This window comes from Anabaenopsis sp. FSS-46 (genome assembly GCF_029891665.1).
GTDB lineage: Bacteria > Cyanobacteriota > Cyanobacteriia > Cyanobacteriales > Nostocaceae > Anabaenopsis > Anabaenopsis arnoldii.
In genome coordinates, this window is record NZ_JANQDG010000099.1 from 1 (window position 1) to 19,143 (window position 19,143).

The window sequence follows — 19,143 nt, forward strand, 5'->3', positions numbered from 1 at the left end:
CGTTGATGATTCTCAAGAAAATAAGGGTTTTATCAAGAAGAATAAGGTACATTTTGTCAAGAGTAGGTAAATTTTCAAGCGTTGAAACCGTGTCCACATAAATGTTTCAAGATTGTTAAGAAAAATGTGGGTAATGAATAGCTTACAAGGGGAGGGTTAGGGAGGGATTAAACAATAGTTGATACACTAATCATGACTTGACAAATATCCTCCTAGCGATCGCCTAAATCACAAAATCACATTATGACAGTTGTACAACGCCATTCCCTGCCAATCTGACCGCGCATTAGGTAGTACAAGCTACCAGAGTATTTGATCTACGCTGAGGGAGAAAGGGCAATTTTTCTATTTTAAGTGGTATTTTGATGAATAGATATCGAAATTACGGTGTATCTATTATTCTAGCGGTAAAAAGTGACGATAATTTAGGATAATTTAGGTTATAATCAATTTATACTATTGGCAGGCCATAACACTGTCTAGTATCAAATTCATAAACTTCAGAAAAAATATTATTTAATATGTTGCAATAGGTGTAAATATGGTAAATACCTATGGGTAAACGTTATCAAATTAACTATCATAAACATGCTGGGAGCGTGATAAACCCTACGCTTTAGCGAGGGTATGAAACGCGACTCTACAGGATTTATCCTGTCTTATCCTTAACAAAAAGGTTTTAACAGGTATTTACAAAGCATTTCTGTTCAGTTAGAATTAGAAATGCATCAAATATGTATGGTGAAAAACCCAAAATATATCAACTTATTAATTAGCCACACAGCTAAGTGTAACCTGAGCCAAGGTGGGTATGGGAGTTTTGATACTCCCAAAAAAGAAGTGATTTACTTAATTAAATCACTTCGTAGAATATGCGTAGCATGGCTTAGTCAAGCGTAGCAAGATCAGTTTAGAATCCCCTGTGTTTCAACGGGGGGAGATGTCAAACAGGTGTTAATTGCCCATAAATCTAGTGAAACCTTAACTTTTTGTTACGTTCTCCAGTAGGAATTGACAAATATGTAAATACAATGTAAAGTTGACTCAGTGAGTATTTATATTTTAATAACGGGTAAACTGTAAGATTTAGTCCTAAGCTGACTATTTTCTAGGCAGACCTGTGTTTATGGAGTTGGGCTTCGATGGTTATATTAATCTCAGTCCCTCCAAACGTAACCTTCCCAGTTGAAGTGTGATTTAGCTGAGTAGGTCGAGTTGGAGGAAAGGTGTAACCAAAAAAAAGGTGGTGATTGCCGTTAGGCAGTTAGGGTTTTATACATGCTGGTTACCATCATCTTAGGGAACAGGGAACGAAGAATTACTAGATGTGGTGACTTGTGGTGACGTTCTGCAGCCATGGGCGATCTGCTTACAGCAGCGCTTCGCGATAGCCATTAAGTATGATAGTCTAAAATTACATATAAACATACAAGACTGAGAACCACAATTTCAGGAGCGGAACAAGAAACTGATTGAAATTAACCTCCACCAAACACAAAAACCAGGAGGACTCTTAATTGATTCCCTGGATTGGTGAGAACTTTTACACCAAGGGTTGATCGACCCTGAGAGCAAATCAAGACCATCAAAAAATACCCATCTGTAGGAGGAGTTCTGGTTACATATTGGTAGGATGAGTGATTTAAAAGGGCAAAACAAAAATAGTGCGATCGCCCCGCTGTACACATATGATATAACTAATCAACCCAGAGCGAACAAAGTCAAAAATATAAAAAATATATATGGGAATTGGATTCCTACAACGGTCAATTCCCCAGCGATCGCATTTGCCCGTTGGTGGAGAACAATCCCAGTGATTGGGTAGGGTCAAAACCAACTAACTAATCATGACCTTTAAAACAGCCTCTAAAAATCGCTCTATAATCAGAAAATATAGATATTTTTATAAAATTACGAGTAAAGCCCATGGCTACCACTGCCGATGAAGTTTGGCAACTATTAGGAGAGTTACTCCAAGCCCAAAAAGAAACCGATCGCAAATTCCAAGAAACCGATCGCCTGCAAAAAGAAAATGCTCGGCAAATCAGAGAATTAGGTAAACAGATTGGCGGGTTAGGGGCTAAATTTGGCAGTTTTACCGAAGGGTTAGCTCTCCCTTCCATGGAAACCATTTTGCGCCAACAATTTGGTATGGAAATTATCAGCCCCAGTGTGAGGGTGAGCAAAGGTGGGGAACACCTAGAAATAGACGTACTGGCATATACTAATGGGGAAGTCAACACGGCGATAGTTGTGGAAGTCAAAAGCCACGCCAGGGAAGAATCCATTACTCAGTTAGTCAACCTGCTCTCCAGGTTCCGCCATTTCTTTCCTGAACATCAGAATAAACAAGTATATGGAATCCTGGCGGCGGTGGATATGTCTGTCCAAGTGCGAGAAAAGGCATTGCAAGCAGGATTGTATGTGGCTAGGATTCAGGATGAGGTGTTTGAACTGGATACACCCCCCAGTTTTCACCCCCGGGTTTGGTAGGAAATAGGGCGATCTGCTTGCAGCAGCGCTAGCGCTATCACCACAGGTTTGAAGAAGCGATCGCAGATAGTTTTTTTGTGATACTAGCCACGATTGGTAACAAGTATGCTGATTCCCTGTATTTATGATATACGTGTTAAATGTATCGAATATTATTTGAACCCAGCCTCACCCCCTACAAGGGTAGGGGACTGGGTTTGATTGTTGTTTGTGTGTTCCCTGTTCCGGTGTTCCCTCTTACCCGATTAGTAATTTAGCATAAGAAGTACCGAAGAACCAAAAAAATATATATGAACAATGACAGCAAACAAATTTACAATTACACCGTCATTCTCGAAAGGGAAGAAGATGGAGGATATCATGCTTTTTGTCCTATTCTCAAAGGCTGTCATTCTCAAGGAGAGACTTTTGAAGAAACAATTGACAATATTACAGAAGCTATTGAATTATATCTGGAAAGTTTAAAAGCAGATAGTCAACCTATACCTAAAGAGGATTTAATTTTTAAATCATTGACCATTTTAGGATGAGCAACTTTCCTACAGTTAAAGCGAAAGAATTTATTAAGGTTATTGAAAAACTAGGATTTTATCTTGATCGGCAAAAAGGTAGTCATGCGATTTACAAGAATATTAACGGTAGGAGAGTCGTGGTTCCTGTTGATTGAGGACAAAATCTAAAGCAAGGTACTCTCATGGGTATGATTCAAGATATTGGCATTGACAAAGAAATTTTCTTTGAATTGTTACGGAAATAATATATAAAAATCGGCGTTGTATAGTTTAGGGATTAACCCGGAGGACATAGGGTTAGGCGACTGTTAACAGGCGATCGCTCAACCATGTTTATGATAACTAGAGCGATCGCTTTGGGTCTCCCGCACAGCCCAAGTATTTAAGCAAATCCGCACAGCACAACCCGCTACAGTGCTATAGAATCCCATCATAGTCTAGCTAAAAGAGGAAATGAATATGGGGAAGTGACAGCTAACTTACAAGCGCTCATGGGCTTCTGAGACATGGGAAATGTTTATGGGCGATCGCCATTTGTTGGATGTTATATAAACATTTAAACAACACAAAAGCATAAAAAATAATGCAGATATTTGTCATACTGGAGCCAAATGCTAGAGAAATCCAAAAAAATTCTATTCTCACTAGTCCGCAAATTCGGCTCTGAAAAGTCAGCCATAATTCAAAATATAGCTTGGCTATTTTTTGACCGCATTCTGCGCATGGGTGTGGGGTTATTTGTGGGGGTTTGGGTAGCCCGTTATTTAGGAGTGCAACAGTTTGGTATTTTTAACTATGCCACTGCTTTTGTAAGCTTATTTAATCCCTTGACTACTTTAGGATTAGATGCTTTAGTCATCCGTTCTATTGTCCGTGAGCCTGAACTGAAAGATGAAATTTTGGGGACGACTTTTTGGCTGAAATTAGCTGGTGCAATAGTATGCTTATTGTTAACAGTTGGCTCTATTTTTGTATTGCGTCAGGATGACCAGTTAACCGTGGGTCTAGTGGCAATTTTGGCAACTGCGGGAATTTTGCGCGCTTTTGATGGAATTGACTTTTGGTTTCAGTCTCAAGTCCAGTCTAAATATACTGTAGTTGCTCGGAATACAGCCTTTATTATTATTGCATTGGTTAAAGTTGTTTTGATTAAAATGCAGGCACCATTAGTCGCTTTTGCTTGGGCTACATTAGGAGAGGTAGCATTGGGTACGGCAGGTTTAATCATTGCCTACAGGTTTAAGGGTTATTCAATATTATGGCGGTGGAGTCTATCGCTGGCTAAGACTTTACTCACAGAAAGTTGGCCTTTGATTTTATCTGGTTTAACCATCATGATTTATATGAGAATTGACCAGATCATGTTGGGACAAATGGTAGGAGATGAAGCAGTAGGGCTTTATTCGGCTGCAACCCGGATTTCTGAAGTTTGGTATTTTATCCCCACAGCAATCTCTTCCTCCGTTGCTCCGTCTATTTATGCTGCAAAGCAGGTAAGTGAAGACTTATACTATCAAAGAATCAAAAAGTTAATACGCCTGTTGGTAATGATTTCTTTGGTAGTGGCTGTGCCAATGTCCTTTTTATCTACAACAATCATGACATTGCTGTTTGGCAATGGCTATGCAGCAGCGGGGTCAATATTAGGGATTCATATCTGGGCTGCTGTGTTTGTATTTATGGGTGTGGCTAGCAACTCTTGGTTTATTGCTGAGGGGTTAACTCAACTTGCTTTTCGCAGAACTTTGATGGGGGCAGTTGTTAATGTTATCTTAAATTGGTTATTGATTCCAGCTTATGCTGGGGTGGGGGCGGCGGTGGCTACGGTAATTTCTCAAGCAATTGCCTCATTTTTCAGCAATGCAACTCATGCCAAAACTCGTAAAATCTTTAAAGTTCAGATTAAATGCTTTTTACCTTTTGACTAGTTGTAAGACTTTTGATAAGTAGGTAAGTAAGCAAAAAATTTTAGATACACTTAATTAATATGCTCCATACCCCTGTTATTTTCCTCATTTTCCGTCGCCCTGACCTCACAGCCCAAGTATTTGAGCAAATCCGGGCGGCAAAACCGGCTAAACTCCTAGTGGTAGCCGATGGTCCACGGAATGCACAAGAAGCTCCCCTGTGTGAGCAAGCTAGAAAGGTGACAGAACAAATAGATTGGGAATGTGAGGTATTACGCAACTATTCAGATATTAACCTAGGTTGCCGCGATCGCGTTTCCTCTGGGTTAACCTGGGCATTTACACAGGTAGAAGAGGCAATTATTTTAGAGGATGACTGTTTACCCCATCCCTCATTTTTCCCCTACTGCCAAGAACTATTAGAGAGGTACAAATCTGATACTAGGATCATGCAAATTGGTGGAACAAATTTATTTAATAGTAATCTACATGGTTATTATCAATATTTCTTTTCTAGACATTTTACTTCTTGGGGATGGGCGACTTGGAAACGTGCATGGCAACATTATGATAAAGACCTTCATTTATTTCAACTACTAAATTCTAGAAATCAACTTGCTAATATATGGACAAACCCTAATGAAAGAACAATAAGACAAAAGCAGATGTTAGATGTACTGAATAACAAAATTGATTCATGGGCTTATATTTGGAGCTTTTCATGCGCAGCACAAAATGCTTTTTCTATTTTACCAGTATGTAATTTAATTCAAAATATTGGTTTTGGTTTAGATGCTACCCATACAAAAATAAAGGATGAACGTGCTTTTCTAGCAACTAGTCAAATATCAATTTCTACACATCCTGAATGGATATACTCACCGACAGATGTTGAGATTGAACGTATATCAAGGTTCTCTCCATCAAGCAAGTTTTTTCCATATATATGGAAAAAATTTAAATCTAAAACTTTCAAATTTTTCAAAGCATATAAGAATATTATATCAAAATAAATCGGTTTTTCCGTACTTTTTATGGAGAAACCATGTCAAAATCATTGAAAGCCTTATTGTGTCGGCATTTCATTTAAAATATGGGCATAATAGTTTATAACCCTTGCCCCGTAAGCGTTTTGTGATAATCAATCCTCAATCACCATAAAAGAGACGCAAGAAACAATAAATCAAAGCTGTATAAAAGTTTTACTTTCTCACTTCAAAATAGGAATGCAAAATATGAGTATTCATATCAACAAAGTCTCCCAAGTTGCGGTTTGGGGATCATATTTATGGGGGAACTTTGGCGATGATGTTATGGCAATTATGATATCTCGTCACCTTCAAAAACAGGGTTTTCATCCAGTTGTTTATAAACTTGATCCCAAGCTGGCAAAGCATTACGGTATATCATCTGAGTCAGATTTAGATACTCTCCTATCCAGTTCGGTTGCTTGTATTATCGGTGGTGGTGGTTTTTTATGTTCATCTTCTGGGGTCCATCTCATGGACAGTGAGTATAAACACTTTTATCTATCCCTTTTGAATCATTCAATTCCGGTTCACTTTTGTAGTATTGGTGGTGATGGAAGTTCATCACTGCCTCTACTTAGTCTATATCTCACCAAATTATTCTTACTACCCAATGTTAAGTCAGGCACAGTTAGGCTAGAGACTGATCTAAAAATATTCCAAGAAATCGGAATTCACTCAGAATTTTACCCCGATATCATTTTATCTAGTCCTATGTTTTTCCCATTAGAGCATAAAACTAATGATGAAAATAATTCTAAAAAAAAGCGAAAACTTTCAATTATTATGAATTTTGGCAAATCTAACAAGATGGATATTTTAGGGAAGTTAATAAGTTTAATTTTCCCATTGTTAAGCATTAGGGTAACTTATTTACGAACCCATCTATCTTGGCTCAATCCTTCCAATCCTCCTTTCCTTGATTATGAATATCTGGGTTCAGAATCAAATGAGCAGAATGTTATTTACGAAAATGTAGAGCAAGTTAGGGATGCTTTAATAAATTGTGATTTAATTATTTCTAGTAAACTACACGTTGGTGTTTTTGCGCTATCTTACGGAGTTCCTTTCATGTCAATTAACGGGGCTAAAAAAACTCAATCATTCCTTGATCAAGCTGAAATAAAATCATCATATTTAAACACCAGAGGTTTTTCGTTATCAGTTATATGGCGTATATTTTTGTTACTTCTGAATAGGAAGAAAATTTTATTTATGACTGATGCCATCAAGAATAATTCCAAGCTTAAAAGCTTGATTGAGCAGTCCTTTGGGCATTTCTATAGTATTGATAGATTTCTATCTGAACACTCCATATTAACAGGGGGTTTGAAAACCGATCATTAATGTATCAAATATCCTGTTAACCTCCGTAACGCTCCTCCTGTCAAGGCAGTTTAAGAGGGTGTTTGAAAAGTCAGGTATGTTGTAAAAAAGCTCTCTGGGTATAAGGTGTGAATAGATAATAAACAGCACCGAGAGAGCGACATGAGTAAAGCTTACCCCAGTAACCAGAGCCTCACACAATATGAATTTCTTAGCGACTTGATTCCAGAAGGGAAACCGGGTGGTCGTAAACGTGAAGTCGATATGTGGGAAGTCCTGAATGCAATTTTTTACATCCTGCTAGAAGGAGTGAGATGGCGATCGCTACGGTGGGGACTTTCCTCCTTGGCAAACAGTGTACACATATTTCCGCAACTGGCGTAAAGACGGTACATGGTTGCACATTCACGATAGTCTCCGAGAGTGGACAAGAATCGAAATTGAACGTCATCCGAGTCCATCGGAAGCGATAATTGATAGCCAAAGCGTCAAGAGTGCGGCAATGGTGAGTCAATAGGCTTTGATGCTGGCAAGAAAATTAAAGGACGCAAGCGATTTATGACCGTTGATACCTTGGGGTTAGTGCTGCGGGTTTTGGTAACAGCAGCCAATGTCCGTGAGCGAGAAGGAGGCAAACAAGTTCTCCAACGAGTTAAACAGTCTCAGCCACAATCTCGGTTAACCACCATCTGGGTTGATGGTGGCTTTGATGGGGAACCATTCATGCAGTGGGTCATGAATTTTTGTCGCTGGATTGTACAGGTGGTGCTGTGACCAGAGCAAAGCAAGGGCTTTGTTTTACTCAAAAAACGTTGGGTGGTGGAACGCACTTTTGGCTGGTTCATGGGATGTCGGCGATTGGTCAGAGATTATGAATTATTGCCCGATCCCTCAGAAACTTTTATATACCTTGCAATGCTCCGTATTATGATCAAGCGATTGGCTTAATTTTTGACTCCCTAAAACTTTTCAAACATCCTCTAATACTCTCAGTGCAAAATGCTGCGGTTATGCGGGTGATTGATCCCCAACATCACAACTTACTTGACCAGCCCCCCCATCAAGTTTCCCATTGGGATTAGAGGGTATTCAGGTCTTTGGAGAGTATTTTGCCAGATCGTGTATGTTCAAGTCATCATGAGCCGTTACAGACATATCATGTTGACTATTTTGTAACTAGTTATTTTCGTACTCAGTGGCAAAAGTGGTTTCCTGCTCTACCCGATCTATTAAGTAAATTCATTTTTAACCGTTGGACATTACTCCCGATTTCTTTACTGTTAAAAGCCGGAGTGCGTTCCTGAATACCAGCACACACGCTGCTAATTGTCTTAGAACATCAACCTTAACAGTTCACAGCAGCTAAAACTTAAATATTATTTTTTTGCATGAAAATAATCCATATTAGCCACTCTGATATACAGGGTGGCGCAGCCCGGGCTGCCTATCGTATCCACCAAGCTCTACGCCTCCATGGACTAGATTCCACTATGGCGGTGAATGTAGCAACCTCCGGTGATTGGACTGTACAGAGTCATAAAACCAAACTCGCCAAGGGATTAGCTCGACTCCGCCCCCAATTGGGGAGCTTACCCCGGCAATGGCTGCGAACAGATAACCCCATTCTCCATTCCCCTGCCATTATCCCCTCTACCTGGTCTGGACGCCTGAATTGCACAGATGCAGATGTGTTACACCTGCACTGGGTAAATGGTGAAATGTTGTCAATCCCTGACATTAGTAAACTGGGTAAGCCAGTAGTGTGGACTCTCCATGATATGTGGGCTTTCTGTGGAGCAGAACATTACACCGAAGAATTCCGGTGGTGTCAGGGCTACTGGAAAGATAACCGCCCCAGTTATGAAAGTGGGTTTGACCTCAACCGCTGGACATGGAACCGTAAGCGTAAACACTGGCAAAAACCCCTGCAAATCGTTACCCCCAGTCAATGGTTGGCAGATTGTGTGACCAAAAGTGCTTTAATGGGTGATTGGCCAGTTAGGGTAGTGCCAAACACCATTAACACCGACATTTGGCAACCCTTTGAGAAAAACCTAGCGCGAAAACTCTTGCATCTCCCTCTTGATGTTCCCTTGCTGTTATTTGGTGCCTTAAACGGTAGTCGTGACCCCCGTAAGGGATTTGACCTGTTGCAAGCAGCCCTCAACCATCTCCGGGGACAAATGCCGGGATTACAATTAGTCGTGTTCGGGCAACTAGCACCAAAGGAACCCATTGATTTAGGTTTTCCCATTCACTACATGGGGCGTTTGCATGATGAACTGAGTCTACGTATTCTTTATAGTGCGGCTGATGTCATGACAATTCCTTCCCGCCAAGATAACCTACCTAATACCGGCTTGGAAGCTCACGCCTGTGCAACCCCGGTGATTGCCTTTAATACCTGTGGGCTACCTGATATTGTAGAACATCTCAAAACTGGATATTTAGCCAAAGCCTTTGATACCACTGATTTGGCTCACGGTATACAGTGGCTTTTATCTGACCTCTCCCGACTGATGACCCTTGGACTTGCTGCACGACAACGCGCCCTTGATAAATGGTCTGTAAAGGTGGTGGCTGATGCATATCAAAATGTGTATAATTCTGTTTTAGTTAATAAGTAATATTATTGCCCATACCAGAAACTCATGTAACATCTGAGTTGGAATCAGCATATATTCAGCCAAAAAAAATTGCGATCGCCTTGACAAACATCCTTTAACTGCGATCGCCCTGAAAAATCTGACTTAACTAACATCTGACGGGGATCGATATATTTATTTAATAACTTTTAATTGAATGCCTAGAAAAATTCGATAACTAAAGGCAATGTTGTTAAAAGCCGGATTTATCCAACGGACTGGTAAAGGTAGTCACACAATCTGGATTCACGAAAAAATGCCAGATATGCCGATGACAATTGCAGGTAAGGATGGTGACGATGCTAAAATCTATTTAGAGAAACTTAAACAAAGACTCGCAAGACTAGAAGAATTGCAATGAATTCACATTATAGTATGATTATTTTCTGGTCTCAAGAGGATAACTGCTATGTAGTCCACCTCCCTGACTTCCCTTTTCAAGACATCCACACCCACGGTAATACTTATGAGGAAGCAGCCAAACATGGCCAGCAAGTGATTGACAGTTATCTTCAGCTTTACCAAGAAAATAACCAACCTCTACCCCAGGCTAAAAACCCCTGGGAATATATTCAGGTAGCATAACCACTCAGGGGCGATCGCCCTAACAAACATCCTTTAACCAAGAGCGATCCGCCCTGACAGACATCCTCTAACTGGGAGCGATCGCCCTGACAGACATCCTTTAACTGGGAGCGATCGCTATATTTAGGGTAACTAACCTGACTAACCCTGAGCAACCGAGATGAAAAACATAATTGAAAATAAACATGAAAATTTGCTAAATAGATAAATAAAAGCATGAAACCTAGTCACATAAATCATAAATTTATTATTTTCTAATAAGAATAATTGATACTAACAAGTACATCAAAGGTTAATAAAAATACATGAATATTATTCTGAAAAATGATCGAAATGATAAAAAACCAAATGTTTTTCATCAAGTATTTAGTTATTTTTCTAAATTCCGCTATCCTCTTTTATTATTTGGATTAGGTATTTGGATATTATCGCCAATACTAGGTATAATACCTTTATTACTATTTTCCCAAATACATATTTCTCGGTTAATTACTAAAAACAAACAAAAACAAAATATTTTCAGTCTAAACTATTTGTCCCTGTTTCTAGTACTATTTACAATTACAATTACTGCATCTACATATGAGGTAATTAGTGATTTGCAAGTGTATGTGCAAGTTTACGAAGGATTGGGAAATCAGCCCTTTTTTGAGTATATGAATGTTATGGGTATGGAACCCGTGACATTCATAATTCCAAATTTTATAAAATTGGTGTTCAATGGTAATGCATATTCTTTCATTTTAGTTCAAGCTTTGACAATCAATTTAGCATTTATGCTCATTGCTATAAGATTCCTGCCATCATACTATCCCACAATCATCTTGCTTAATATTACCTCCGCCACTTATTTTATTCAGATGTTTTTAATGAGACAGTTTTACGCTCTCATATTTTTAGTTCTTTTCATCTATACTTTCTCTTTGTGGCAGAAAGTTATCCTGGCATTATTAGCAATGCTTACCCATAGTAGCTCATTTATATTTATTGCTGTGGGAATGATTACTCTGCCCTTAAGTAATAATTATACCCAAGTAAAGTTTAAGTTAAAAGCAATGAGCGTATTAAAAAGATTTTTAAAAAATTTAATACGCAACAATTTTTTCTTGTATGGAAGTTTTATATTTCTTATAATCGGACTACCAACTTTTTTCGTGTTGGTTGCAAATAGTAGTACCTTGCGAGCTATATTTCCAAATCTGGTTAGTAGTGTAGAACACTACGAAGGTTTATATAACTATTCACTAGGACTCACTGAAAACCTATGGAAAGGAGTTATTTTTGATATATGTTTTTTAATCACATCACTTACAATGATCAAATTCAAAGATGAATATGTTTATTGTTACTCATGGTCTATTACCTTTTTAGTAAACGTTATTGCATTATTTGCGTTTTACTATTTTTTACCTGCTTTTGGAAGGTTGGTATTTTTCTTAAGCGGGTTATCTGGTTTCTTTTACACGATTATGTTTAATTCCACAAAACTAACTCATAAATTCAACCTTTTTTCGTCTATTATTTTCATGGCAATTATCACTAAAATTCTCTACTTTTCCTACCGTATAATTGTAGGATATCGTTTAAGTCAATATAATCTATGGAGTGGTAATCCCCTGAACGCAAATATGTTTGACTATATCCAATATTTGTATGCTGGACTTAATTAAACGTGAATGTTGCGCAATAAAATAGTCAATTCAATTGCAATATTTGACATAACAAACAGTTAATAACATTTTATTGAGCTTTTTTTTGATTTGATAAGCACCCAATTAACTGATATAAACCCTTTTATACTGACTATTCAATTTGAGTTATGATGCCTCACAGAGTAATTGCTTGCGTCCCAACTTACAGGGAGCCTGAAAAAGTTGCTGATTTTCTAAAATCTTGTCAGAACATTAGGTATAGACCTTTTAAATTGATTATTGTCAATGCCAATCCCGGGGATGAAACTTCCAAAATAATTGAAAAATACAAAGTTTTGACAGATTATGAAATTAGTGAAGTGTATGGACAGGCTGATGAATTTTGGAGTGGAACTGTCAACAGGGGACTCAACGTTGTTTTAAAGGATGCTCAACCAGAGGATTGGGTTCTGATATCGAATATTGATATTAAATTTACTCATGACATTGTAAGCCCCTTACTTGAAGAAGCTATTAAACATAGAAATTGTCAAATTGGGGCTATTTGTACCTCTGATCACCATGTAATTTCCAGTGGCGTTCAAATTAAGTCTTGGCTAGCAACTTTGACTCGCCACCCTTATGCAGGTGTTAATGCTAATGATCTAGAGAGTAATTTACTGATTAAAGTGGATTATTTGCCTACAAGATGTATTATCTTCCCAGCAGAAACACTGACTAAAGTCGGTTTAGTTGCAGATAAATGGTTGCCTCATTATGGGGCGGACTATGAATTTAGCCGCCGTCTTGCAAGATATGGTTATACTCCCTATATATATACTGGAGTTTCTATTGAGGTTGATACAAAAAATACTGGTAAATCAATCTATTCGACAAAAAGTAGTCTTTTTGAACGAATATCAAATTTAATGAGTATAAAAAACCCCTCTAATCCAAGGTTCCGTATAATTTTCGTTTTGCTAGTTTATCCGTTATATGCCATTCCCACTGCTGTTGTCGCCTACTTGTTGCGGAGTCTTATAGAAATAAGTTTGGATAAACACCGTATAGTTTCTATTTTTGGGAAACATGATCGTGGATTTTCAGAATAGCGCAAATGAACTCTCCAATTAATTGGCCTTGGATCAGGGTAACAACAGTGATACCACTGGATCAACAGCGACTAGAAGTACATCTGAGTGACGATCGCTCCTTTGAGACTGAAAAAGAACAGGCAGTTAAACACCTCTCTGAATAGGAATCAATTTGAAAGTGCTAAAATATGACTAGAAAAAGAGCTAAATTAAATCATCCTCAGCTATGGAAGAACTCCTAGAATTAAAAGGTTTATTGCTTCAAGGTGATATTTCTGGGGCATTAGCCATTGTGGAAGACTTAGAAGAAATGAGTCGGGATGATAAAATCAACAATATTCGTAGTTACACAGTTATACTGCTACTGCACTTAATTAAGCAACAAGCAGAAAAGCGTACCACGCGCTCCTGGGATGTTTCTATTCGCAATAGTGTCAGGGAAATTAGGGAGAAAAATAAGCGGCGCAAAGCAGGGGGACATTATTTAAACCCAGAAGATTTACTTCAAATCCTAGAGGTTGCTTACCCCATGGCTATTGATCAAGCCTCTCTGGAAGTAGAAGGGGGACGTTACGAAACCGAAGAGTTAGAAAACTTGGTAAATCAAGGGGAAATTATCAATCAAGCCCTGGCTTTGATTGACCCCACAGCCAACAGCAACACCTGAATAGTTTTGATCATGGTCTGCCTCACCGTCACGCTATATATGGAGATTATACAGGAGATTTGCCCTCTTGGTCGATTGGTGTAAACCTGTCGTCTAATAGCAAGTCTGTGAATGTAGAATCCCCTCGGCTTTAGCCAGGGGAGTATCAACCTTGTAAAACCTCAGCAGCGGTCAACTTGACACCAGAGGATTATTGACCATGGACTATCTCTCATCTTAGCTGAAAATTAATGGTGACTGTGAAACATTGAGCATGGTAAACTAAGTGACATGATGCAGAAACAAATACGCTGAGTGTTAATAAGTATTAGTACAATGGCAAGCGATCGCACAAATCCGCTCCTGAGACCTGAGTCAAGTAGAGTCCCTAGGGGAAGCTCTCTGAGAGCAGCATTCTTGACCTAGGAGATTAGTCAAGTACCATATCTCATTACAAGTATGAATAATGTCAATTAAATTTGATGTTTGGGGCGATCGCTTCGTTCTTAACCAGGTTTAATATCAGATGAGCGTGTCTGTCTAGACTTGCTTGTGATAACCATGGGTAAAATTAGTAGTGCTATATATTACCGATATATATTAGCTTAGACAAGTGTCACAATTAAACTTTGCCAACATGATGGTATTCTCTGTAAGGAGAATACTTTTGAGAGGCGATCACATTTAGCTAAAGGTAATTATTTTACCTGCATTACCTACCTTGAAGAAGTTATGAAGGTGATTTAGGTGATTAGTTTATACAACTCTAACAGAATTATGAACTGGAAATTAAAAGCAAAAATACAAAATCTAGTTAGTCTTCTCCCGCCAAATATCTCCTATTCTACCTATTACTGGATACAGAGAAACTTTGGCTCTTTGAAAAAGAATAAGCTTAATCCCATCAGCAGACTACAAGCGGGGATAGAAACGTGTAAATGCCTTGAAAAGGTCGGTCAATCACCTGTAGGGGCTACATTTTTAGAGGTAGGTACAGGGAGGAGGATTAATACTCCTCTAGCATTTTGGCTGTTAGGAGCAGAAAGAATTATTACTGTTGATTTAAACCCTTATTTAAAAGAGGAACTTGTTAAAGCGGATTTAGAATATATCAAAAATCATAGTACTCAGATTGAAGATTTGTTTGAGAACCGTATTGTCAATAATCGCTTAAATCTTCTGATTTCATTCACTCAATCCCCCTTCAATTTGCAGGATTTATTACAATTTATTAACGTTGATTATATCGCACCGGGAGATGCTTCCCAACTGAGCATACCCTCAAACTCCATTGACTTTCACACATCCTATACTGTCTTTGAGCATATTCCCCCAGAGATAATTAAGGCAATTATCAAGGAGGGTAAAAGAGTATTAAAGAGTAATGGGCTGTTTGTACACAAAATAGATTACAGCGATCACTTTTCCCATTCAGATAAATCCATTTCTGCTATTAACTTTTTGCAATTTTCGGATAGTGAATGGAATAGAATTGCCGGTAATAGATATATGTATATGAATAGATTACGCCATGATGATTTTAGAAAATTATTTTTTGAATCTAAATGTTCAATTCTTCTTGAGTATCCTTTTTATGGGGATAACTTACTTCCTGTATTGGATAGTCTAAGAATTCATAGTGATTATCAATTTAAAAACAAACAAATACTTTCAATAACTTCAGCTTGGATTGTTTCTCAATAATATTGATTGAAATTTAATCCAGGCATTAACTCCTTATCTTTTTATCTTACTTGTTAAATACTAAATTATGGACAATCAAATCTTGACAGCTACCGTCTTAATGGCAGTTTATAATGATGAAATTTTTCTTGAGCAAGCTCTAGAAAGCATTCTTCAGCAGCTTACAGACGACATGGAGCTATTAGTTATAGACGATAATTCCTCAGACCGTTCATCGAAAATTCTCCAAGATATTGAATGCAAACATCCCGGAGTGCGTGTTATTAGAAACGATAAAAACCGAGGAGTGGGATATTGTGCTTATATCGGTGTCAAAGAGGCAAAAGGCAAATATATTATTAGGATGGACTCAGATGACATTTGCTTCCCCGACAGGTTTGCCAAGCAAATTAAATTTCTAGATGAAACCCCTGATGTTGATATTATTGGCGGTGCTGCTATTGAAATTGATGAACAAAATAGACAAGGAGTACTACGAAAGGTTCCTCTAAGGCATGATGACATTGCAAAAGTGATTTGGTCAAATCCAATTATTCAACCCGCTGTTGCTTTCCGAAGGGAGCGAATTTTGCTGGTAGGGAATTATGATCCCTCCCTTAGATACCGTGAAGACTATGACTTATGGTTTCGTTGTCTCAAAACAGGTTTACGGTTCGCAAATCTCCCAGACCCTTTAGTCTACTATCGCTTTACTGCCAAAAGTCAGCAGAAACACCGCCTGAGTCAAGCAATAGATCAAGCGAAAATTGGTTGGCGCGGTTGCCGAATGTTAAAATTGCCTTGGTGGCAATATTTAGCCGTTATGGTGCCAATCTTCAGAGCAATTTTCCCCCCCAGCCTCAGCCATCTAATTTATCGTTGGCTAGCCCCGTTTGACCCCAGGAAAAAATATTCATGAACCAATCAAGCAATAATGACCGCAACACTGTATTAATTACAGGGGGAACAGGCTTTATTGGGCAAATGCTCCTAGAGCGTATTTCTACAGAGAAATTGAGTATTAAAATTGCCACACGCCAACCAACTAAATTAGCCTACCCTACCATTACCGTGGGAAATATCAATGGATTAACAGATTGGAAAGCAGCTATTCAAGACGTAAGTACTGTTATCCATCTCGCCGCCTATGCTCACGTCACCCAGCCTTCCCAAATCGATACCCAAACAATTTATGAAACAAACGTTCTCGGCACCGAAAACTTAATAAAACAGTGCATAGCCGCAGGGGTACAACACTTTATTTTTATCAGTTCCATAGGTGCAGTGACTAGCTTGAGCAACACACCCCTAACAGAACAGTCTGCCTGCCGACCTGACACACTCTATGGTAAAAGCAAACTAAGAGCAGAACAACACCTAACTGACCTCGCCCAAAACACCAACCTTACCTGGACTATTCTCCGTCCTCCCCTGGTATATGGTCCGGGTAACCCTGGTAACATGGCACGCCTGCAAACCCTGATCCGCCGCCAGATACCCCTACCCCTGGCCTCTATCGCCAACCAGCGCAGCTTCATCTACGTGGAAAACCTTGTAGACGCTATTATCACCTGCATTACCCATCCCAAAGCCCGTAACCAAACTTTCCTTATCAGCGACGGACAAAACCTTTCAACCCCGGACTTGATCCGTAAAATTGCCCACCACTCCCACCATACCTGTCGCCTTTTTCCCCTCCCCATTCCCCTACTGAAAGCCGCTGGCTATTGTGGCGACCTTATAGAAACCTTCATTCGTCGCCCCCTCCCGTTAAACAGCGATACCATTATCAAACTCACCAGTTCACTCCCTATAGACAGCCGTAAAATCCGCGAAACCTTAAACTGGCAACCTCCCTACACCATGGATGAAGGACTAGCACAGACCTTTCAAGGCTATCACCGCTGAACCGCATCCCTCCTAGGTAAAAAAGCTGTAGCCCAACGCCTCTGCAAAAGATCCCCGACTTCTATGAGCACTTATGAGCAGATCAGAAGATTATCAGCAGAAGTCGGGGATCTGAGTAGTGGCAATTAGAGATTATAGTACCAAATATTAATTAATCATTAATTTTATACAAAGAGTTATAAATTACACCCCATGCATCTACTTGCTTTAACTTAGACATCTAAAATCTAATACCAATTTCATACCAAGTGATTTACCTCATATTCATTCCCCTGAGCTTCCTGCTTAGTTGTCTGTTGGTCTATCTGATCAAAAATCAACTTAGCGCCCATCTCATAGATATTCCCAATGAGCGCAGTTCCCACACTCAACCTACCCCCAGAGGGGGCGGACTGGGTTTTGTAGCCTCCTTTTTCATTGTCAGTTGGTGCTTTTCCTGGCTATTTACCCCCAATACTCTCAGTACAGCCCAGATCAACGTTAGCCATATCTGGTTAGTACTCCTACCTCTGACAGTGGTTGGCTTACTGGATGACCGTTGGCAAATTCCAGCTAGGCTGAGATACTTAGTACAAATAGTTGCAGCTAGTATCGCCATATCTTTCTTTGGGATCTTTCCCCAACCCTGGTTAACCAACCTCGGTCCGCTTGGTATTACAGTCGCTATCCTCCTCACCCTCGTGGGTATGACCGCCCTGATTAACTTCTACAACTTCATGGATGGTTTGGATGGTCTAGTAGGGGGGATAACCATGATTCAACTAAGTTTGATAGCACTGATGGGAAATCAACCTCTATGGGTGCTGCTGATCGCTGCTCTAGCGGGATTTTTGTACTGGAACTGGTCCCCGGCCAAGATATTTATGGGAGATGTAGGGAGTACTGTCTTAGGGGCTACAGTAGCCATAGCCCTATTGGATTATTCCCATCATGGCTCTGTTGTGCCAGCATGGTCGGCCTTAACCATCACCTTACCTATTGCTGGAGACGCTATTTATACCTTAATTTGCAGGTTAAAGCGCCGGGAAAATATTTTTAAAGCCCATCGCACTCACCTATATCAACGTTTACACCAAGCCGGATGGAATCACTCCCAGGTCGCCATTAGCTATATGATATTTACCAGTGCCATAGGCCTGAACATTTATCTGTTGGGTAGCGTTGGAGCCTGGATAAACTTACTCATAACAGCAGCAGCGATCGCCTTTCTGGAAACGTATTTAAAGCAACTTACCACGTATTCCCGTGAGAAAGTATTGACAAAAGATGTAAAAAATGATAATTAAAGGGCTTGTTTATTCTGCAATTGATATAGGGTGAAATAATAGGCGATCGCCTTTAACACTAACCTGGGGGCGATCAATTCCCTGAGATAAAATGAAAACAGACAAGCTATTTTACCGTATATTCCTAACTCAACCAGGTATCCTTGCCGAACTTATACCGGGAATCCCCCCAGACTGTGAGTTTGAATACTGCGCCCCTGTGATTAAAGAACAGGAATTTCGCCACGATGGGGTATTAACTCCCATAGGGGACGACCTCAACCTACCCATAGTATTTCTGGAAGCCCAAATGCAACCAGATAAGGGTTTTTATGGGCGCTACTTTGCAGAAGTTTGCTTGTACCTCAAACAATATAACATCAGCAGACCATGCCGAGGACTAATCATCCTCAAATCCCG

19 protein-coding genes and 1 pseudogene are annotated in these 19,143 nt (G+C 39.4%); 19 read left to right on the top strand and 1 reads right to left on the bottom strand.

The window, feature by feature from the left end:
- Window positions 1-1,926 precede the first annotated feature (1,926 nt).
- The 10 genes and pseudogenes from NWP21_RS11395 to NWP21_RS11440 all read left to right on the top strand — a co-directional run bounded on the left by NWP21_RS11395 (window position 1,927) and on the right by NWP21_RS11440 (window position 10,496).
- Entirely contained in the window at window positions 1,927-2,493 is a 567-nt protein-coding gene (locus tag NWP21_RS11395; protein ID WP_280792785.1) for a DUF3782 domain-containing protein, read from the top strand.
- Window positions 2,494-2,783: 290 nt separating this feature from the next.
- Window positions 2,784-3,023, top strand: coding sequence for a type II toxin-antitoxin system HicB family antitoxin (locus tag NWP21_RS11400; protein ID WP_280792786.1), 240 nt, complete (start codon window positions 2,784-2,786; stop codon window positions 3,021-3,023).
- A complete protein-coding gene (locus NWP21_RS11405; protein WP_280792787.1) occupies window positions 3,020-3,160 on the top strand; it encodes a type II toxin-antitoxin system HicA family toxin in 141 nt (46 codons plus the stop codon). The genes NWP21_RS11400 and NWP21_RS11405 overlap by 4 nt, the downstream gene beginning before the upstream one ends.
- 456 nt (window positions 3,161-3,616) lie before the next feature.
- The gene (locus NWP21_RS11410; RefSeq protein ID WP_280792788.1) at window positions 3,617-4,933 is read left to right on the top strand and encodes a flippase; all 1,317 of its coding nucleotides are present in this window, start codon (window positions 3,617-3,619) and stop codon (window positions 4,931-4,933) included.
- Between the two features lie 59 nt (window positions 4,934-4,992).
- A complete protein-coding gene (locus NWP21_RS11415) occupies window positions 4,993-5,925 on the top strand; it encodes a glycosyltransferase family 2 protein (protein ID WP_280792789.1) in 933 nt (310 codons plus the stop codon).
- A 222-nt stretch (window positions 5,926-6,147) separates the two neighbouring features.
- Complete coding sequence (locus NWP21_RS11420; RefSeq protein ID WP_280792790.1) at window positions 6,148-7,287, top strand: polysaccharide pyruvyl transferase family protein; 1,140 nt, start codon at window positions 6,148-6,150, stop codon at window positions 7,285-7,287.
- Between the two features lie 141 nt (window positions 7,288-7,428).
- A pseudogene (locus NWP21_RS11425) lies at window positions 7,429-8,214 on the top strand (IS5 family transposase).
- A gap of 440 nt (window positions 8,215-8,654) precedes the next feature.
- Window positions 8,655-9,893, top strand: coding sequence for a glycosyltransferase family 4 protein (locus NWP21_RS11430; RefSeq protein WP_280792791.1), 1,239 nt, complete (start codon window positions 8,655-8,657; stop codon window positions 9,891-9,893).
- Between the two features lie 205 nt (window positions 9,894-10,098).
- Entirely contained in the window at window positions 10,099-10,272 is a 174-nt protein-coding gene (locus NWP21_RS11435) for a type II toxin-antitoxin system HicA family toxin (RefSeq protein ID WP_280792792.1), read from the top strand.
- Window positions 10,269-10,496 carry a type II toxin-antitoxin system HicB family antitoxin gene (locus NWP21_RS11440; RefSeq protein WP_271734914.1) on the top strand — a complete coding sequence of 76 codons (228 nt, stop codon included), beginning with the start codon at window positions 10,269-10,271 and terminating at the stop codon, window positions 10,494-10,496. Before NWP21_RS11435 ends, NWP21_RS11440 begins: the two co-directional genes overlap by 4 nt.
- On the opposite strand, the gene NWP21_RS11445 is transcribed toward NWP21_RS11440, so the two are convergent.
- Window positions 10,484-10,714 carry a hypothetical protein gene (locus tag NWP21_RS11445; RefSeq protein WP_280792793.1) on the bottom strand — a complete coding sequence of 77 codons (231 nt, stop codon included), beginning with the start codon at window positions 10,712-10,714 and terminating at the stop codon, window positions 10,484-10,486. The two genes, NWP21_RS11440 and NWP21_RS11445, sit on opposite strands and share 13 nt — an antisense overlap.
- Window positions 10,715-10,801: 87 nt before the next feature.
- Between NWP21_RS11445 and NWP21_RS11450 the strand changes: the two genes are divergently transcribed.
- The 9 genes from NWP21_RS11450 to NWP21_RS11490 form a co-directional block, all read left to right on the top strand.
- Window positions 10,802-12,166, top strand: coding sequence for an EpsG family protein (locus tag NWP21_RS11450; protein WP_280792794.1), 1,365 nt, complete (start codon window positions 10,802-10,804; stop codon window positions 12,164-12,166).
- Window positions 12,167-12,318: 152 nt separating this feature from the next.
- Window positions 12,319-13,239: a glycosyltransferase gene (locus NWP21_RS11455; RefSeq protein WP_280792802.1), complete on the top strand. Its 921-nt coding sequence runs from the start codon at window positions 12,319-12,321 to the stop codon at window positions 13,237-13,239.
- 5 nt (window positions 13,240-13,244) lie between these two features.
- Window positions 13,245-13,385, top strand: a complete 141-nt coding sequence (locus NWP21_RS11460) for a hypothetical protein (RefSeq protein ID WP_280792795.1) — start codon at window positions 13,245-13,247, stop codon at window positions 13,383-13,385.
- Window positions 13,386-13,447: 62 nt separating this feature from the next.
- The gene (locus tag NWP21_RS11465; protein WP_280792796.1) at window positions 13,448-13,888 is read left to right on the top strand and encodes a DUF29 family protein; all 441 of its coding nucleotides are present in this window, start codon (window positions 13,448-13,450) and stop codon (window positions 13,886-13,888) included.
- A gap of 756 nt (window positions 13,889-14,644) precedes the next feature.
- Complete coding sequence (locus NWP21_RS11470; protein WP_280792797.1) at window positions 14,645-15,571, top strand: methyltransferase domain-containing protein; 927 nt, start codon at window positions 14,645-14,647, stop codon at window positions 15,569-15,571.
- 67 nt (window positions 15,572-15,638) lie between these two features.
- Window positions 15,639-16,469 (top strand): glycosyltransferase, encoded by an 831-nt coding sequence (locus tag NWP21_RS11475; protein WP_280792798.1) that lies wholly within the window; start codon window positions 15,639-15,641, stop codon window positions 16,467-16,469.
- Complete coding sequence (locus NWP21_RS11480; RefSeq protein WP_280792799.1) at window positions 16,466-17,458, top strand: NAD-dependent epimerase/dehydratase family protein; 993 nt, start codon at window positions 16,466-16,468, stop codon at window positions 17,456-17,458. The genes NWP21_RS11475 and NWP21_RS11480 overlap by 4 nt, the downstream gene beginning before the upstream one ends.
- A gap of 248 nt (window positions 17,459-17,706) precedes the next feature.
- On the top strand, window positions 17,707-18,744 hold the full coding sequence (locus NWP21_RS11485; RefSeq protein WP_280792800.1) for a glycosyltransferase family 4 protein: 1,038 nt from the start codon (window positions 17,707-17,709) through the stop codon (window positions 18,742-18,744).
- Window positions 18,745-18,835: 91 nt separating this feature from the next.
- Window positions 18,836-19,143, top strand: a 308-nt coding sequence (locus NWP21_RS11490) for a DUF2887 domain-containing protein (protein ID WP_280792801.1), incomplete at its 3' end; no start/stop codon positions are given.

Coding starts and splice junctions, on each gene's coding strand:
- NWP21_RS11395 (WP_280792785.1), top strand. CDS start 1,927: ATGGCTACCACTGCCGATGAAGTTTGGCAACTATTAGGAGAGTTACTC.
- NWP21_RS11400 (WP_280792786.1), top strand. CDS start 2,784: ATGAACAATGACAGCAAACAAATTTACAATTACACCGTCATTCTCGAA.
- NWP21_RS11405 (WP_280792787.1), top strand. CDS start 3,020: ATGAGCAACTTTCCTACAGTTAAAGCGAAAGAATTTATTAAGGTTATT.
- NWP21_RS11410 (WP_280792788.1), top strand. CDS start 3,617: ATGCTAGAGAAATCCAAAAAAATTCTATTCTCACTAGTCCGCAAATTC.
- NWP21_RS11415 (WP_280792789.1), top strand. CDS start 4,993: ATGCTCCATACCCCTGTTATTTTCCTCATTTTCCGTCGCCCTGACCTC.
- NWP21_RS11420 (WP_280792790.1), top strand. CDS start 6,148: ATGAGTATTCATATCAACAAAGTCTCCCAAGTTGCGGTTTGGGGATCA.
- NWP21_RS11430 (WP_280792791.1), top strand. CDS start 8,655: ATGAAAATAATCCATATTAGCCACTCTGATATACAGGGTGGCGCAGCC.
- NWP21_RS11435 (WP_280792792.1), top strand. CDS start 10,099: ATGTTGTTAAAAGCCGGATTTATCCAACGGACTGGTAAAGGTAGTCAC.
- NWP21_RS11440 (WP_271734914.1), top strand. CDS start 10,269: ATGAATTCACATTATAGTATGATTATTTTCTGGTCTCAAGAGGATAAC.
- NWP21_RS11445 (WP_280792793.1), bottom strand. CDS start 10,714: ATGCTTTTATTTATCTATTTAGCAAATTTTCATGTTTATTTTCAATTA.
- NWP21_RS11450 (WP_280792794.1), top strand. CDS start 10,802: ATGAATATTATTCTGAAAAATGATCGAAATGATAAAAAACCAAATGTT.
- NWP21_RS11455 (WP_280792802.1), top strand. CDS start 12,319: ATGCCTCACAGAGTAATTGCTTGCGTCCCAACTTACAGGGAGCCTGAA.
- NWP21_RS11460 (WP_280792795.1), top strand. CDS start 13,245: ATGAACTCTCCAATTAATTGGCCTTGGATCAGGGTAACAACAGTGATA.
- NWP21_RS11465 (WP_280792796.1), top strand. CDS start 13,448: ATGGAAGAACTCCTAGAATTAAAAGGTTTATTGCTTCAAGGTGATATT.
- NWP21_RS11470 (WP_280792797.1), top strand. CDS start 14,645: ATGAACTGGAAATTAAAAGCAAAAATACAAAATCTAGTTAGTCTTCTC.
- NWP21_RS11475 (WP_280792798.1), top strand. CDS start 15,639: ATGGACAATCAAATCTTGACAGCTACCGTCTTAATGGCAGTTTATAAT.
- NWP21_RS11480 (WP_280792799.1), top strand. CDS start 16,466: ATGAACCAATCAAGCAATAATGACCGCAACACTGTATTAATTACAGGG.